The organism is Streptomyces sp. NBC_01216 (assembly GCF_035994945.1).
Classification (GTDB): domain Bacteria; phylum Actinomycetota; class Actinomycetes; order Streptomycetales; family Streptomycetaceae; genus Streptomyces.
Genome location: NZ_CP108677.1, coordinates 5,749,685 through 5,764,809, shown reverse-complemented (window position 1 = coordinate 5,764,809; position 15,125 = coordinate 5,749,685). Strand labels below are relative to the sequence as shown.

Genomic DNA, 15,125 nt, shown 5'->3' with positions numbered 1-15,125 from the left:
GCTCAGCCGGACAGACCCACCACCAGCCAGATGAAGCCCACGCCCGACACCGTGCACAGCAGGGTGGAGCCGGCGGGGTGCTCGTGATGGGCCTCGGGCAGGATCTCGGCGGCGGCCAGGTAGAGCAGAGCGCCGCCGAAGAACCCGAGATAGCTGCCGAGGAGCTCCTCCGGAAGGGTGAACAGCAGCGTGGACGCGGCGCCGACCACCGGTGCGAGGGCGTCCGCGACCAACATCGCGACCGCTCTGTGCCGGGCGTTCCCGTACAGGCTGGTGATCGTGTAGGTGTTGAAGCCGTCGGCGAAGTCGTGGGTGATCACGGCGAGCGCGACGGTGGCTCCCATGCCGCCGCCGACCTGGAAGGCCGCGCCGAGCGCGATGCCGTCCATGAGGCTGTGCAGGATCATCGCCGCCGCGGCCGTCAGTCCGACCTGCGGGACCCGCTCGTCGGCCCCGAGACCGTGCGCGGCCCGGCGGACGGCCAGCAGCCGCTCGACCACGTGTGCGAGGAGGAAGCCGCCGACGAACAGCAGCAGTGCCCGAGGCACGCCGAAGACCTCGTTCCCCGCGGCCTCCATCGCCTCGGGCAGCAGGTCGAGTCCGACCACGCCGAGCATCAGTCCGCCGGCAAGCCCGAGGACCAGGTGGCGCCGGTCGGTGACGCGCTGCGCCGTCCACCCGCCGAACAGCGTCATGAGGAACGCGCCGAGCGCGACGAGTACGGCCATGGGCCTTTGCTATCGGATCGGCGGGGCCCGGCGCACCTCGCCGAGCGGGTCGCGGGGAGGGTGTTCACGTGTTCACGGTGACCGGTTCCGGCGCGGACGCGGACGCGGGTGGCGGGGGTTCCTGGACGAGCGAGGCGACGCCGGTGGCGGAGGCGCGCGCCGAGGCACCGGGCGCCCCGGAGTCCGTCCCGGCAGGCGGCCGGCTGTTCGTGCGCGCCCCGGCCGCGCGCAGGGGAGCCGGGGCGGTGGGACTCGCCTTCGCGCGCCCTCGGCCGGCATGGGACGACGCCGTCGTGGTGGACGGGGCCGCGGCCTGGGACGGGCCCGCGCTCGACCGCGCGGTCAACGTGTGCCGGGTCCACCCCAAGGTGGCGGTACTGCCCGGCCCCGGGGTGGGTCCGGCGGAACTGGGCGCGGCCCTGGTACACCGGGTGGACTCCCGGACGCTGGTGGTGTTCTCGGCCCTCGGCGACCCCTTCCGCGAGCGTTTCGAACGGGTCACCCCCCACGAGGCGATGTGCCGTGTCTGGGAGGCGGTGGACCTGGTCCTGTGCCTGGACGAGTCCCGGCCGCAACGGCACGCGCCCGCGGTGTCCGGGCCGCTCACCGGTCCGGGCCACTGGGCGCTGCCGGACACGGAGTTCCTGCCGGGGGCGACGGCCGGCGCACGGTCCGGGGAAGGCTCCCGGGCGGGTTCCGGTTTCCCCCGTACCGGCCGGAATACCGGGGAGGGCGACGCCCCGGCCGTGGCACCGCCGCTGCCGTACGAGGCGCGGGCGCTGGTCCTCGCCCGGCTGGGGCCCAGGACCGGGGACCTGGTCTGGGACATCGGCTCGGGCTGCGGTTCGGTGGCCGTGGAGTGCGCCCGGCTCGGTGCCGGCGCGGTCGCGGTGGAGGAGACCGATGCGGGCGCCGCACGAATCCGCGGGCACGCCGCGGCGCTGGGCGCCGAGGTGCGGGTGGTGCGCGGGGCGGCGCCGACGGTCCTGTCCCATCTCTCCGATCCGGACGGGGTGTTCGTCGGAGACGGCTGCCGGGACCCGCGGACGGTCGTCCTGACCGCGGCGCGGCGGGCGCGGCGGGCGGTCGTGGTGGCGGCGGCGGCTCGGGAACGGCTGACTCCGCTGCGTTCGGCCCTGGAGTCCTCCGGGTTCTCGGTCGGGGGCGTCCTGCTCCGCTCCCAGCGGCTGCTGCCCGATGACGCCTCGTCGGCCGCCCCGGTGGCTCCGGTGTTCCTGCTCTGGGGGACGCGATGAGCGCCGGGGACGCGAGCGGAGACGGCCGGACGGCCGGGGCGGACGCCGGAGACGAGGCGAGGCCCGGCTGTCGGGTGGTGGCCGGTGTCGGGGCGCGTTCGGGGGTCCGCGCCGAGGAGGTGGCGGGTCTGGTCGAGGCGGCGCTGCGCGAGGCCGGGCTGCCGGTCTCGGCCGTACGGGCCCTGGCGACGCTGCGGACACGCGCCGACGAGCCGGGGATCACGGGCGCGGCGGAGCGGTTCGGCGTCCCGGTGCTGGCGTACGCGTCGGGGGCGCTGGCCGCCGTCCCGGTGCCGCATCCGTCGGCGGTGCCGCTGGCGGTGTCGGGGACGGCGTCGGTGGCCGAGGCGGCCGCGCTGCTGGCCGCCGCCGAGACCGGGGACGGGGCCGAACTCGTCGTGCCGAAGCGACGGTCGCGGCACGCTACGTGCGCTCTCGCCCGTTCCATCCCGCTTCGTCCGGACGAAGACGCCGCCTCCGTGCGGTTGTTGCCACGGGCGCGGGGGTACACCCGTGGTCAGGCGGCGTTCGACCCACCCCCACCCAGCCCGGCTCCCGGACTCCGCTCACCCCCCACCATCCCCACCCACCCGACGGCGGCCATGGAAACGCACGCGCACACTGACGTCCACGATCTGCGGCACCACGGTGACGCGGAGGTACGGGACGAGAAACTCGTCGACCTCGCGGTCAACGTACGGACCCACACCCCTCCGGACTGGCTGCGGGAGCGGATCGCGGACTCGCTCACGAGCCTCGCGGCGTACCCGGACGGTCGGTCCGCGCGGGCCGCCGTCGCCGAGCGGCACGATCTGCCGACCGGGCGGGTACTGCTCACGGCGGGCGCCGCGGAGGCGTTCGTGCTCCTGGCGCGGGCCCTGCCGGCGAGACGCCCCGTGGTGGTGCACCCGCAGTTCACCGAGCCCGAGGCGGCGCTGCGCGACGCCGGGCACGAGGTGGGCCGGGTCCTGCTGCGCGCGGAGGACGGCTTCCGTCTCGATCCGGCGCTCGTTCCGGCGGACGCGGACCTGGTCGTCGTCGGCAATCCGACGAACCCGACGTCCGTGCTGCACCCCGCCGAGTCGCTCGCGGCACTGGCGCGGCCGGGACGCACCCTGGTGGTGGACGAGGCGTTCATGGACGCGGTGCCGGGCGAGCGGGAGTCGCTGGCCGGGCGGACGGACGTGCCCGGCCTGGTGGTTCTGCGCAGCCTGACCAAGACCTGGGGTCTCGCGGGGCTGCGCATCGGCTACGTCCTCGCGGACGGGGAGACGATCGCCACCCTGGAACGGGCACAGCCCTTGTGGCCGGTGTCCACGCCGGCCCTGGTGGCGGCGGAGGCGTGCATGTCCCGGGCCGCGCTGGCGGAGGCGGAGCGCGCGGCGTACCGGATCGGTGTCGAGCGGGCGCATCTGCTGGCCGGACTCGCGGAGTTCGACGAGGTGCGGGCGGTGGCGTCGGCGGAAGGCCCGTTCGTCCTGGTGCGGATCGCCCACGCGGACGCGGTGCGCGAGCGGCTGCGGGCGCTCGGTTTCGCGGCGCGGCGCGGCGACACGTTTCCGGGCCTCGACCGGCACTGGCTGCGTCTCGCGGTCCGCGACCGCGCGACGACGAACCGGTTCCTCCAGGCCCTGGACCAGGCGCTGTTGATCGCGGGCTGACATCCGGCGGGGCACGCAGACGGCGTGTGCCGGAGCGGGCTCGCGGGGTGCCGGTGTGCCGCGGGGAGGGCGGGGCCGCCGGCCCCGTCCTCCCCGCGGTGTGCCACCGGGCCGGCACACCTCGGCCCCGTGGCGGGCGGCGCGGACCCCCCGGTGCTCCCCGACACCGCTCCGCGCGCCCAGGCTCCCGCCCCCCGGGGCCTTCGGCTTCCCCGACGGCCCCGGGCCCCCGTCCCCCCTGCTGGTGGCGGCCTGCGTCAGGCGCGGGCGCGTCCGCGGGCCAGGACGAGCGCCCCGCCGCCGGCGGCGAGCAGGACGACGGCGCCGCCCGCCAGGTACGGGGTCGTGGAGCTTCCGCCGGTCTCGGCGAGACTCTGCCCGGCGGGGTTCGAGCCCCCGTTCTGGGTCGTCACGCCACCCCCGTCGGCCGGCTCCGAGGCGGGTCGCTCGGTGGGCCGTTCCGTCGGCTTCCCGCCGGTCCGGGTGTCCTTCGGAGTCGCACAGGTCGCCTCGGCCAGCGTCACCACGCCCTTGACCTCCGCCACACCCAACTTCAGCGGGTCGACCTCCACCTTGAGTTCCAGGGCGGTGGCCGCCGCGGTGCGCGAGGTCGTCGAGGTACGGGACAGGTCGAGGACCACCTCGCCGACGCCGGGCACGGTGACCTGGGTCCGGCCGCCCGTCGAGAGGGTGGTCTTCTTGCCGAAGACGGTCACGTGCCCGAGGACGCCGGCCTCCGCGATCGGCTGCTCCCCCACCTCGCACAGCGCCCTGGCGGTGACCTTCTCGGCTTCGATCAGGGAGAGCAGGGGCAGGCCGGGCACATGGACCCGCGCCTTGACCAGGTTCACGTATCCCTCGGCCTTCCTTTCGTCCACCGTGGCCCTGGAGGTGGCGACTTCGGCCCGCAGGAGGTCGATCGGCCGGTCCTTCTCGGCACCGGGCACGTTCACCGTGAGCGCCGTCCGGCTCTGCGTCTCCGGCGCCGTGACCTCGTTGAGGGTGGTGCGCAGCGGCACCTCCACGGTCTTGTCGAGCAGGGAGACATCGAGGCCGGTCCGCAGGACGACGGCGGTGGCTCGCCCTTCACCGCCCGTGGCGTGCGCCGCGGGTGCCGCCAGAAGCACGGGCCCGACGGCCAGCGCGCCGACGGCCGCGGCGGTTCGGCGTACGGGCAGGCGGAAGGTGTTGCTGTTCACGGTGGCGGAACCCCCAGGGAGACATGGCGTCGCCGGCCGCGCACCGCGGGGACACGCGGCCCGTGCGGCGTCGGCGACTCGAGACACCGGAATCTTTACGCACGGAGAGTGAACCAGCAGACACCTGAGGTGAGTTCACCCCAACGGGGGATTTCCGTGCCCGCATTCGATTCTTTCGACACATCCGTTCCCGCGCGCCCCGCGCGTCGCACCGGTCGCCGTCACGCGCGCAAGGCTGACCAACGAAGGGGACCCGCCCCGGGTCACGGAAAGTCAACCCGGCACCCGAACCCGCCGGACCGGGAGGCCGCCACCCGGAAGACCCCCCGCACCGCCGCGTGGGGAGCCACGTCAGGAGGGCCGCCAGTACCCGAGGGCGTGCACCCGCTCCTTGGGGAGCCCGAGTTCGCGGCGGCGCAGCCGGGCGCTGAGCGTGCGGGTGGTGACCGTGTCGCAGGCGATCCAGACGTACGGGTCCTCGCCCACGAGTCCGGGCAGCTCCGCCGTCACGCGTTCCACCAGGGCGGCCCCGTCCCGCTCGCGCGGCACCCGGCGCAGCTCGTGCCGGTCCGGGTCGAGGCGCACCGGCAAGCCCTCGTCCGAGGCGTGGACGGTCTCGAACCAGAGGGTGGCGGGGACACCGGGCAGGGCGTCGAGCAGGGAGTTGACGGCGGGCAGGGAGGCCGCGTCGCCGACCACGCACAGGCGGCCGGGCCGCGGCTCGGGAACCGTGAAGCCGGTGCCCTGGAGGGTGGCGGCCACGGTGTCGCCGGGCCGGCAGGTGCGGGCCCAGCGGCTCGCGAGGCCGTCGTGCAGGGCGAACTCCAGGCCGAAGGTGCCGGCCTCGGGGTCCGGGTCGACCAGAGTGTAGGCGCGCTGGTGCGGTTTGCCGCCGCCCTCGAACCAGATCCGCACCCACATCGTCGGATGGACGCCCGCGGCGGCGAGCAGGCCGCCGTCCGTGACGTACACGCGACGATAGTGCTCGGTGACCTGTTCGGCGCCCGTCACCGTGAACGTGAAGTCCCTGCCGCGCAGCAGCCTGAGGACCACCCCCTCCCAACCGTGCCCCATCGCACCCTCCTCCCCTCGGGTCCGGGATTGCCTCCCGGACACCCCTCGCATAAGTTAGGACAGCCTAACCTAAGAGATCGGGATCAGAGTGACAATCGAGGTCTACCGGGACGCCTGGGGGATTCCGCATCTGCGGGCCGCCGATCCCCGCGAACTCGCCTTCGCGCAGGGACGCGTGACCGCCACGGACCGGGCGTGGCAGCTGGAGGTCGAACGCCACCGGGCCCAGGGCACCACGGCGGCCTTCCTCGGTGCCGCCGAGGTCCCCTGGGACACCTTCGTACGGCGGGCCCGCCTCGCCGACACCGCACGCCGCTGCTTCGAACGGCTCGACCCGGAGACCGGCGCGTGGGTGCGGGCGTACGCGGACGGCGTCAACGACGGCCTTCCGGCGGGAGCCGGCCGGGCCGCGGAGTTCGCCGCGACCGGACTCTCCGCCGGGCGCTGGGAGCCCTGGACGCCGCTGGCGGTCTGGCTGTCCACCCACATCCTCTTCGCGGGCTTCCCGGCCAAAATCTGGCGTGAGACGGTCGCCACCCGGCTCGGCGAGGAGTGGACCGAGCTGTTCGCCACCGACGGGCCGGGCACGGCCGGCTCCAACGGCTGGGTCGTGTCCGGCGAGCGGACGGCGAGCGGCGCCCCGATCGTGGCGGGCGACCCGCACCGGTTCATCGAGGCGCCCGGGGTCTACCAGCAGATCCGCCTCGCCTGCCCGGAGTACGACGTGGTGGGCATCGCCGTCCCCGGAGTCCCCGGGCTGCCGCACTTCGGCCACACCGGGCGGGTGGCGTGGGCGATCACCAACGCGATGGCCGACTACCAGGACCTGTACCGGGAACGCCTGCGCCGACGGGCCGGCGGCGGCGTGGAGGCGCTCGGCCCCGACGGCTGGCGTCCCGCGTCCGCGCACGTCGAGACGGTGGAGGTCGCGGGCGGCGAGCCGGTCGCGACCGAGGTGATCGAGACGGACCGGGGTCCGGTGGTCACCGGACCGGTCGGAGCGGCTCCCGGAGCGGCCGACGGCCCGGAACGGGACGAGGACACCGGCGCCACGGCGTCCTGGGAGGCCGTCAGTCTGCGCTGCGTGCCCCGGGTGACCGGGGAGCTGGGATTCGGTGCGCTGAGCGCGCTGCTCGGCGCACACCGCGTCGCCGACGTGGACCGCGCCGTCGACGGGTGGATCGAACCGGTGAACGTCGTGCAGGCCGCCGACACCGAAGGCGGCCTGCTGCACCGTGTCGCCGGCCGGGTACCCGTCCGCGACCGGGCCAACTCCCTGCGGGTGGTGCCCGCCTGGGAGGCACGTCACCGGTGGCGGGAGGCACCGGCCCCGCTGCCACGGGCCGAGGTCCGCGGCCATGCCGTCATGGCCAACGCCCGGGGACTCGCGGCCCCGCTCGGCGTGGAGTTCGCCCCGGCGCACCGCGCGGCGCGGATCGACACCCTGCTCGGCGCGTCGGCCGCCTGGACGGCCGGCGCGATGGCGTCGGTCCACACCGACACCGACAACCCGTCCGCCGCGCCCCTGCTGGCGGTGGTACGGGCGGCGGGCACGCCCCGGCCACCCGGCGGCACGGCGTCCGGCGTCACGCCCGCTTCCCGCGTCGTCGCCGCGCGCGACGCGCCCTCCGGTACCGCTCCCGGCACGCTCTCCCCGGCCGCCACCCGGATACGGGACCGGCTCCTCGCCTGGGACCGGCGCATGGACGCCGAGAGCACCGACGCCGGCCTGTACGCAGCCGTACGCGGGGCCGTGGTGCGGCGGATCACCGGACACCCGGTCTTCGCCCCGCTGCGCGAACCCACCCCGTATCCCGCGGTCTTCCAGCCCTGGCTGGCGCTCGGCCCCCGGGTGGCCTACGCCCTGGAGACCCTGCTGGTCGCCGGTCCGGTGCCGGTGGCGGACATCGCGCGGATCGTCCGCGAGGCACTCGAGGAGGTCGCCACCGGCCCGGAGCCGGGAGCCTGGGGCGTGACGCACCGGCTCGCCCCCTGGCAGGCGCTCCCGGACCACGACGACGCGCAGTGGCCCGGCCTCGCCGGGGACCACGACTGCGTGCTGTCCACCTCCAGCGTCCCCGGCTTCACCGACCGCAGCGCCCGGAGCTCGGCCGCCCGCTACGTATGGGACCTGGCGGAACGGGACGACAGCCTCTGGGTCGTCCCGTTCGGCGCCTCGGGGGTCGCCGGAGACCCCCACCACCGTGACCAACTGCCCCTCTGGCTGCGGGGCGACCTCGTCCCCGTCACCACCGACTGGCACCACCTCTCCAAGGAGCATCCCCATGACGCCCACTGAGCCCGTCCACCTGCGCGCCGTGGAGGGCTTCGGCACCGTCCGCGTCGACCGCGTCGACCCCGAGGCCGACGCCCCCCTCATCCACCGCTGGGTCAACGAGGAGCGCGCCCGGTTCTGGGGCATGGGCGGGACGACCGTCGAGCAGGTGCGGAACATCTACGCGCACCTCGACTCGCTCACCACCCACCACGGCTTCCTGGCCCGCCTGGAAGGCGAGCCGGTGGCACTCTTCCAGACGTACGAGCCGTCGGCCGACCGGGTGGCCGCGTGCTACGAGGTCCGGCCCGGGGACATCGGCGTCCACCTCTTCCTCGCCCCGGCCACCACTCCCGAGCCGGGCTTCTCCAGCAAGTTGCTCGCCGAGCTGACCGACTTCGCGCTGACCGGCCGCACCCGCGCCGTCGCCGAACCGGACACCGACAACCACAAGGCGATCGCCCGGCTGGTCCGCACGGGTTTCGTGCTGGGCCCGGAAGTCCTCCTGCCGGAGGTGGACCTTCCGGAGGTCTTCATCCCCGAGAAGAAGGCCCGCCTGGCGTTCCTGACCCCCTGACCCCCACACGAGCACCGAGCCACCCGACGAGCCCTCAGAGCCTGTCGGGTGGCCTCTGACCGGGCGGTCACACCCTGACACGCACGCTGCCGGCCGAAGACCACCCGACAGGCTCTCAGCCGATCACCCGCCCGTTGACGATCACCCGCCGCGGCGCCGCGAGCACGCGGACGTCCGCGCGCGGGTCCTCGTCGTAGACGACCAGGTCCGCGGGCGCGCCCTCCTCCAGGGCGGGGCGGCCCAGCCAGGACCGCGCCCCCCAGGCCGTCGCCGAGAGCGCCTCCAGCGGCGGGATGCCTGCCTTGACCAGCTCGGCGACCTCCGCCGCGACCAGGCCGTGCGCCAGCGAACCGCCCGCGTCGGTGCCGACGTAGACCGGGACACCCGCGTCGTAGGCCGACCGGACGGTGTCGTAGCGGCGCTCGTACAGCCGGCGCATGTGCGCCGACCAGCGCGGGAACCTCTCCTCTCCGCCGTCCGCGAGCCGCGGGAAGGTCGCGATGTTCACCAGCGTCGGGACGATCGCCACACCCCGCTCCGCGAAGAGCGGGATGGTGTCCTCGGTCAGCCCGGTGGCGTGCTCGACGCAGTCGATGCCCGCCTCCACCAGGTCCCGCAGCGACTCCTCGGCGAAGCAGTGCGCGGTGACCCGGGCGCCGAGACGGTGGGCCTCCGCGATCGCCGCCTCGACCTCGGCCCGCGGCCAGCAGGCCGTCAGGTCCCCGGCCTCCCGGTCGATCCAGTCGCCGACGAGCTTGACCCAGCCGTCCCCGCGCCGCGCCTCCCGCCCCACGTACGCGACCAGTTCCGCCGGCTCGATCTCATGTGCGTAGTTGCGGATGTAGCGGCGGGTGCGGGCGATGTGCCGGCCGGCCCGGATGATCTTCGGCAGGTCCTCGCGCGCGTCGATCCACCGGGTGTCGGAGGGCGAACCGGCGTCGCGGATCAGCAGCGTGCCCGCGTCGCGGTCGGTCAGCGCCTGCTTCTCGCTGGTGGCGTCGTCCACCGGCCCGTGCCGGTCGAGCCCGACATGGCAGTGCGCGTCGACCAGGCCGGGCAGCGCCCAGCCCCGTACCGTCAGGGCCTCGCGGGAAGGGCGGGTGAAGGTGATCCGCCCGTCGACGCACCACAGTTCGTCCCGGACGTCCTCCGGACCGACGAGCACTCGTCCCTTCACCCGCAGCACCACGTGATCACTCATGCCTGCACTGTACGAGGGCCGGCCCCCGGCCGGACGCCCGGGCGGGACACCGTCGCCGGCCGCCGGCGCGCGGACCCCGGACCGTGCCCGCCGCGTCGGCGCGGACTTCGGGGGGAGGCCGCCTCACCCTGGGCACGGTCCCACCCGCACCGCGCTCGTGAGCGGCACAGCGGCCACCACGGGCCGTCAGTTCGGGGCATCCGGGTACCGAGCACGGGGGCGGGGTCTACGCGGCATAGGTCCTCCTGCACGCGAAGGTGGTGGCGCAAGGGGGTGGCGAATAGCAAAAGGCCAGGTCAGATGGGGTGGTATAGGTTACGGCGACACCTGCGACAGAACCAAAAAGGGAAGGGGACTCGGCAGCTCAAGACGCGGCAGATCGCTGACCTGCACGTTTGGCGATCAGGTCCGACGTACTTCATCCGCTAGCCAACGCCACATGGTGCACGGTCTGCGCTCTGCGTTGAATCAGAGACATGGAAAAGACCAAGAGGGCCGGAAAGCCCGCCCCCGCGTTTGAACTCCGCTGCGGAGAAGTGCACTTGACCGTGCAACGCATCCCCGGATGGCTGGTCGCCCTCGCCACCACGGCCAGCGGGGCAGCGCTCACGTGGTGGACACAGCGCTAAGCGGTCTGCGTCGTGAGTCCTTCGGGGGTTGACGTGAGGCCGGGGCGCGTGCAGGGTCGCGTCACCCCTTGGCGCCCTGCGGCCCTGCGTGTCGCCGACCGTGTCGTGGATGTCGGGCGTTTCCTGCGTGGCGTTCCGTGCGTCGGCTGAAGACGCCACTCCCCCATGAGCTATCATCGTCGATGAACGATGGATGGGAATGAGGGAGAGAGTCATGCTGGACCGCTCTTCTGCGGAGGCGTACGCGAGCTGGTTCGGGTGCCTGGCGGACCCGACCCGGCTGCAGCTGCTTCACCTGCTGGCCACCGAGCGCACGTCCATGACGATCGGGGCGCTGGCCGCCGCGACGGGCGTGGGACAGTCGACGGTCTCGGCTCATGTCCGTCGTCTCGCCGAGTTGGAGTTCGTGTTCGTCGAGCGCGTCGGGACTGCCAGCCACGTGCGTGTGAACCCGGACTGCCTGGACGAGTTCCCGACCGCCGCCGAGGTGGTCATGGGGCTCGCACCGGTGCGGGTCGCGAACAGCTCGCGAGCCCTGGCGCCCTGGCAGACAGGTGAGAGGGGTGAGTGATCGGCTGTCGGCCGCGCTGACCGAATTCGGCGTGCTGCTGGTGGAGTTGGCCGTCCTGCTGGTCGTGGTCTCGGCGCTCATGGCGCTGATGGCCCGCAGGATCGGCATATCCCGCCTGCAGAACTGGCTCGGCGGCGGCCGGCTGCCCGGAGCGGCGAAGGGGATCCTGCTGGGGTTCCTCACCCCTTTCTGCACGTACTCCGCGGTCCCGGTGGTCATCGGGATGATCAACGCGCGGATCCGGACGGCGACGCTGACCGCCTTCCTGCTGTCCTCGCCGGTCCTTGACCCCGTCATCGTCGCCGTCCTCATCCCGCTGTTCGGCTGGAAAGTCACCGTGGCCTACGTGGTGGCGACCTGTCTGGCTGTGCTGCTCGCCGCGCTGATGGCCGACGTGGCCCACCTGGAGCGCGCTTTGCGCCCCGCCAAAGCGTCCGCCGCGGTGGTCACCTCCGAAAGCGGCCCGGTGACCCACCCGGCCGCGGCGGACGACACCTGTGCCTCCCCGCTATACGACCCGTTCACCGATACCGCCGCATGGGGCGGATGGCGCGCGGAGGCCCGCCCCGCCCTGCGCTATGCGCTGGACCTCGCCCGCAGCCTGGCGATACCGCTGATCGTCTCCGTCGCCATTGCCGCTGCGATCCTCGGCCTCGTGCCACAGGAGCTCGTCGCCCGGCTGGCCGGGCCCGGCAATCCCCTCGCCGTGCCCGTCGCCGCGGTTCTCGGCGCGCCCTTCTACGTCTCCACCGAAGCCTTTCTGCCCATCGCGGCCGCCCTGCACGAGGCCGGTATGAGTCTGGGGGCGGTCTTCGCCCTGATCATCTCCGCAGCCGGAGTCAACGTTCCCGAACTCGGACTGCTGAGCCGGGTCATGTCACGGCGCCTGCTCGCCGTCTACACCCTCACCGTCGTCGGCATCGCCATCGCGGCCGGATACCTCGTCATGCTGAGCTGATCCGTCCCTGCCACCGGGTGGCACCCGCCGTGCCCCGCCGCTATCCCGCCGCATAGCCAGACCGGCCAGACACCCCCAGGCGCACGTGCACCACGGCCGGCGCGGGAAGGACGGCCATCCCGCGCGCGCCTCCCCGCCTTCAGTGCAGCAGGCGCCCCGGCATTCCGCGGCGCGCGCGGCAGACCGCGACCCGCCATGATCCGCTTCTACCGATCGGTCCGCCGCCCACGCCCGTTGCCACTGCGCGCCCGATAACGTTGACCGGCGTCGAGCGCCAACGGCTGAAGAAGATGGCCTACGGCCACAAGAGCGAGTACCGGATGCGGCTGCGCGCGCAGGTCGTGCCGCACGCGGCGCGCGGACGCTCCAACGCAACGATCGCCCGGGAGACGGGCCTGCACCTGGACACCGTGCGCACCTGGCGGGGCCGATTCGCCGGCCAGCGCCTTGCGGGACTGGCCGACCGCACACGCCCAGGCCGCCCGCGCGCGTTCACCGCACTGCAGACCGCCCAGGTCAAGGCCCTGGCCTGCCGGCCGTACGCCGTGACCCGCCGAGGCCGTCCTCGTTGGCGCGGTATGAACAACACCGCTCGGCGCATGTTCGCCACACTCGCTATCACCGGGGCCGCACTCGGCATGACTGGAGTCGCACATGCCGACGACGCACCACCCGCGACCCCAGGAAGCGGCATCCTGGGGCTCGGCGACACCGGGGGACAGAACTGGGACGCGTCCACGAATCAGAACGTGTTCGCTGCCGGGGACTCGCTCATGAGCGGAATGGACAATGCCTTCGCCCCTGGTTCGCCTATCGGCGGAATCAGTGGCGTGGGCGCGTCTCACGTGCGGTAGCCCGAACGGAGCATGCCCAAACTCCGTCTCCGTCTTGAGCTGGTGACATCCCCGGCACAGCACTTGAACGTTCCCGTCCGTGTCGGTCCCTCCCATCGAGAGGGGCCGCACATGGTCCACGTTCACGTCCACCGTGGGGAAGTCGTCGAGGCACCAGTCACACCACGCGGTCCCCTTCCGCTCGATGATCCGGCGGAGCCGTGCGGCAGCGTCGTTCCGGGCCGCTCGTCGCCGACTCCGTGCCCGTCGGTTGCGGACGGTCGGTCGGCGCTCGTACGCCCCGTGGTGTCGCTCGCAGCGTCGGCGGTGCGTCGCGGGCTCTGCGCAGTCGATACAGGTCTTAGGCGCGACGCCTCTTGCCGTTGGGCTAGCGGGCTCCGATGGGGTGAGGGACCGTTTCCCCACCCCGGGGCGTTCGTTCAGCAAGGCATGAAGAAGATCGTTACTGCCGCAGCACTCGCCCTCTCGGGGCTCGCTCTTGCCGCTCCTGCACACGCCGCAGATGACCCGGACCTCTCCGGTGCTCTCGACGCCGCCGGCAACCATTCGCATGTGCCGGGCCTCATTCCCGTAGCCCCGACCGTTGGGCAGGCAGCCGCAGGAGTTTCCGCCCTTACCCCCTACCTCGGGGACGCCTTGCCCCCGCAGCCGTAGCCCTTACCCACCCCGGGGCTCGAACCGGGAACTCTGCGGCCGATATCCCCGAGCCGGAGCCGGTACCGCGCACCTCTACCGATTGGGTCAGGTGGGCTTGGTCGTCCTCGCCGACGGCGGATTCCTCGCTGCCGCCGGCCGCGGGTGGTGGTGCGCTGGCGAAGGAGATGATCCGGGTCAACCCCTACGGGGTGAACGCCACGGCGGACGCGGCGCTCTCCTCCCTGGAGGCGCTGGGCGCGGCGCTCGGCGGGGCGGTGACCCGGAGGGCGCGCGGACGCGCGGTCACGGATGCCTGGGCCCGACAGGCCCTCAGCCGGCCAGCGCCTCCAGTGCGCGGTCCACGTCCCCGACGGAGTTGTACAGGTGGAAGGACGCGCGCAGGTTGCCCGCGCGGGCGGAGAGCAGGATGCCGGACTTCCGCAGGTCGTCCTGGCGGTCACCCATGCCGGGGATGCCGACGACGCCGGAGACGTCCGGCACCGGCGCGTGGCCCAGGGCGGTGAGTCCCTCGCGGAAGCGGGCCGCGAGCGCCTTGTTGTGCTGCTCGATCCGCTCGATGCCGGTCTCCTCGAGCAGGGCGAGCGAGCGAGCCGCCCCGTGGTACGAGAGGAAGGCCGGCGGCTCGTCGAACCGCCGTGCGGAGCGGGCCAGTTCACGCACCGGACCGTAGCTGTTGGTCCACAGCTCCTCGCCGGTGACCCAGCCCGCGTGGATCGGGAGCAGTGAGTCCTGCGCCTCCTCGGTGACGGTGAGGAACGAGGCACCGCGCGGGCAGAGCAGGTACTTGTAGCCGCCGGCCACCGTGTAGTCCCACTCTCCCGCCCGCAGCGGCAGCCAGCCCGCCGACTGCGTGGCGTCCAGGAGGGTGCGGGCGCCGTGCGCCGCCGCGGCGGCGCGCACGGCCGGAAGGTCGGCCGTGCGGCCGTCGGCGGACTGCACGCTGGAGAAGGCGACGAGCGCGGTCTCGGGACGAACGGACTCCGCGAGCCGTTCCAGCGGGACGAAGCGTGCCCTGAGGTCACCGCGGACGGTGAACGGGGTGATGACCGAGCTGAAGTCGCCTTCGGCGAAGAGGATCTCGGCCCCGGCCGGCATGGACTGCGCGATCAGGCCGACGTGGACGGAGACCGAACTTCCGACGGCGACCCGGTCGGAGTGGACGCCGACGAGCCGGGCGTAGGTGGCGCGGGCTTCGGCGACGATGTCGAAGCTGCCGGCGCCGTCCGGCCGCCCGTCCGCCGTCTCCTCGGCGAGCAGGGTGACCGCCTCGATCGTCCGGCGAGGCAGCAACCCGCAGGTGGAGGTGTTGAGGTAGGTGTTCCGGGGCGCGAACTCGGCGCCGCCGAGAGGGTGTGTGACGTCCATGCCTCCAGATTGGAGCCCCCTCGACCATACGTCAATCCTATAAGATCAAGGCTTTACCCCAAGAGATGCTTATAGATCGCGCCGCTGCCGGCCTCGCGGGTCGCCCCCGGCGACCCGGCA

The 15,125-nt window shown here is 73.6% G+C and carries 12 protein-coding genes and 1 pseudogene; 7 read left to right on the top strand and 6 right to left on the bottom strand.

All coding sequences use genetic code 11. The annotated features are described in order from the left end of the window. Positions 1 to 2 precede the first annotated feature (2 nt). On the bottom strand, positions 3 to 728 hold the full coding sequence (locus tag OG393_RS25825) for a ZIP family metal transporter (RefSeq protein ID WP_327377092.1): 726 nt from the start codon (positions 726 to 728) through the stop codon (positions 3 to 5). 68 nt (positions 729 to 796) lie between these two features. On the opposite strand from OG393_RS25825, the gene OG393_RS25820 reads away from it, so the two are divergent. Next, on the top strand, positions 797 to 1,984 hold the full coding sequence (locus OG393_RS25820; protein WP_327377091.1) for a bifunctional cobalt-precorrin-7 (C(5))-methyltransferase/cobalt-precorrin-6B (C(15))-methyltransferase: 1,188 nt from the start codon (positions 797 to 799) through the stop codon (positions 1,982 to 1,984). Continuing rightward, a complete protein-coding gene (gene cobC / locus OG393_RS25815) occupies positions 1,981 to 3,645 on the top strand; it encodes an Rv2231c family pyridoxal phosphate-dependent protein CobC (protein WP_327377090.1) in 1,665 nt (554 codons plus the stop codon). The genes OG393_RS25820 and cobC overlap by 4 nt, the downstream gene beginning before the upstream one ends. Before the next feature lie 257 nt (positions 3,646 to 3,902). Here cobC and OG393_RS25810 read toward each other — a convergent pair whose 3' ends face one another. Together OG393_RS25810 and OG393_RS25805 are read right to left on the bottom strand one after the other, a co-directional pair. Beyond that, on the bottom strand, positions 3,903 to 4,844 hold the full coding sequence (locus OG393_RS25810) for an SCO1860 family LAETG-anchored protein (protein ID WP_327377089.1): 942 nt from the start codon (positions 4,842 to 4,844) through the stop codon (positions 3,903 to 3,905). Between the two features lie 351 nt (positions 4,845 to 5,195). Continuing rightward, positions 5,196 to 5,918 carry a siderophore-interacting protein gene (locus tag OG393_RS25805; RefSeq protein ID WP_327377088.1) on the bottom strand — a complete coding sequence of 241 codons (723 nt, stop codon included), beginning with the start codon at positions 5,916 to 5,918 and terminating at the stop codon, positions 5,196 to 5,198. Positions 5,919 to 6,006: 88 nt separating this feature from the next. Between OG393_RS25805 and OG393_RS25800 the strand changes: the two genes are divergently transcribed. Both OG393_RS25800 and OG393_RS25795 read left to right on the top strand, forming a co-directional pair. Next, entirely contained in the window at positions 6,007 to 8,217 is a 2,211-nt protein-coding gene (locus OG393_RS25800; protein WP_327377087.1) for a penicillin acylase family protein, read from the top strand. Beyond that, the gene (locus tag OG393_RS25795; RefSeq protein ID WP_327377086.1) at positions 8,204 to 8,770 is read left to right on the top strand and encodes a GNAT family N-acetyltransferase; all 567 of its coding nucleotides are present in this window, start codon (positions 8,204 to 8,206) and stop codon (positions 8,768 to 8,770) included. Before OG393_RS25800 ends, OG393_RS25795 begins: the two co-directional genes overlap by 14 nt. Positions 8,771 to 8,885: 115 nt before the next feature. Here OG393_RS25795 and OG393_RS25790 read toward each other — a convergent pair whose 3' ends face one another. Further along, positions 8,886 to 9,971, bottom strand: a complete 1,086-nt coding sequence (locus OG393_RS25790) for an amidohydrolase family protein (protein WP_327377085.1) — start codon at positions 9,969 to 9,971, stop codon at positions 8,886 to 8,888. Between the two features lie 843 nt (positions 9,972 to 10,814). Between OG393_RS25790 and OG393_RS25785 the strand changes: the two genes are divergently transcribed. From OG393_RS25785 to OG393_RS25775, 3 genes are all read left to right on the top strand, one after another. Continuing rightward, complete coding sequence (locus OG393_RS25785; RefSeq protein ID WP_327377084.1) at positions 10,815 to 11,171, top strand: ArsR/SmtB family transcription factor; 357 nt, start codon at positions 10,815 to 10,817, stop codon at positions 11,169 to 11,171. Continuing rightward, entirely contained in the window at positions 11,164 to 12,129 is a 966-nt protein-coding gene (locus OG393_RS25780; protein ID WP_327377083.1) for a permease, read from the top strand. Before OG393_RS25785 ends, OG393_RS25780 begins: the two co-directional genes overlap by 8 nt. A gap of 257 nt (positions 12,130 to 12,386) precedes the next feature. Then, positions 12,387 to 12,983 (top strand): helix-turn-helix domain-containing protein, encoded by a 597-nt coding sequence (locus OG393_RS25775; protein ID WP_327377082.1) that lies wholly within the window; start codon positions 12,387 to 12,389, stop codon positions 12,981 to 12,983. Positions 12,984 to 13,022: 39 nt separating this feature from the next. Here OG393_RS25775 and OG393_RS25770 read toward each other — a convergent pair. Both OG393_RS25770 and OG393_RS25760 read right to left on the bottom strand, forming a co-directional pair. Then, positions 13,023 to 13,388, bottom strand: a pseudogene (locus OG393_RS25770) (HNH endonuclease); the annotation flags it as partial. A gap of 561 nt (positions 13,389 to 13,949) precedes the next feature. Further along, complete coding sequence (locus OG393_RS25760; RefSeq protein WP_327377081.1) at positions 13,950 to 15,005, bottom strand: aminotransferase class V-fold PLP-dependent enzyme; 1,056 nt, start codon at positions 15,003 to 15,005, stop codon at positions 13,950 to 13,952. Positions 15,006 to 15,125: the final 120 nt, after the last annotated feature.

What these genes read in the sequence shown, in the direction of transcription:
- OG393_RS25825 (WP_327377092.1), bottom strand. Translation starts at nt 728, where the DNA reads ATGGCCGTACTCGTCGCGCTCGGCGCGTTCCTCATGACGCTGTTCGGC.
- cobC (WP_327377090.1), top strand. Translation starts at nt 1,981, where the DNA reads ATGAGCGCCGGGGACGCGAGCGGAGACGGCCGGACGGCCGGGGCGGAC.
- OG393_RS25805 (WP_327377088.1), bottom strand. Translation starts at nt 5,918, where the DNA reads ATGGGGCACGGTTGGGAGGGGGTGGTCCTCAGGCTGCTGCGCGGCAGG.
- OG393_RS25795 (WP_327377086.1), top strand. Translation starts at nt 8,204, where the DNA reads ATGACGCCCACTGAGCCCGTCCACCTGCGCGCCGTGGAGGGCTTCGGC.
- OG393_RS25790 (WP_327377085.1), bottom strand. Translation starts at nt 9,971, where the DNA reads ATGAGTGATCACGTGGTGCTGCGGGTGAAGGGACGAGTGCTCGTCGGT.
- OG393_RS25785 (WP_327377084.1), top strand. Translation starts at nt 10,815, where the DNA reads ATGCTGGACCGCTCTTCTGCGGAGGCGTACGCGAGCTGGTTCGGGTGC.
- OG393_RS25760 (WP_327377081.1), bottom strand. Translation starts at nt 15,005, where the DNA reads ATGGACGTCACACACCCTCTCGGCGGCGCCGAGTTCGCGCCCCGGAAC.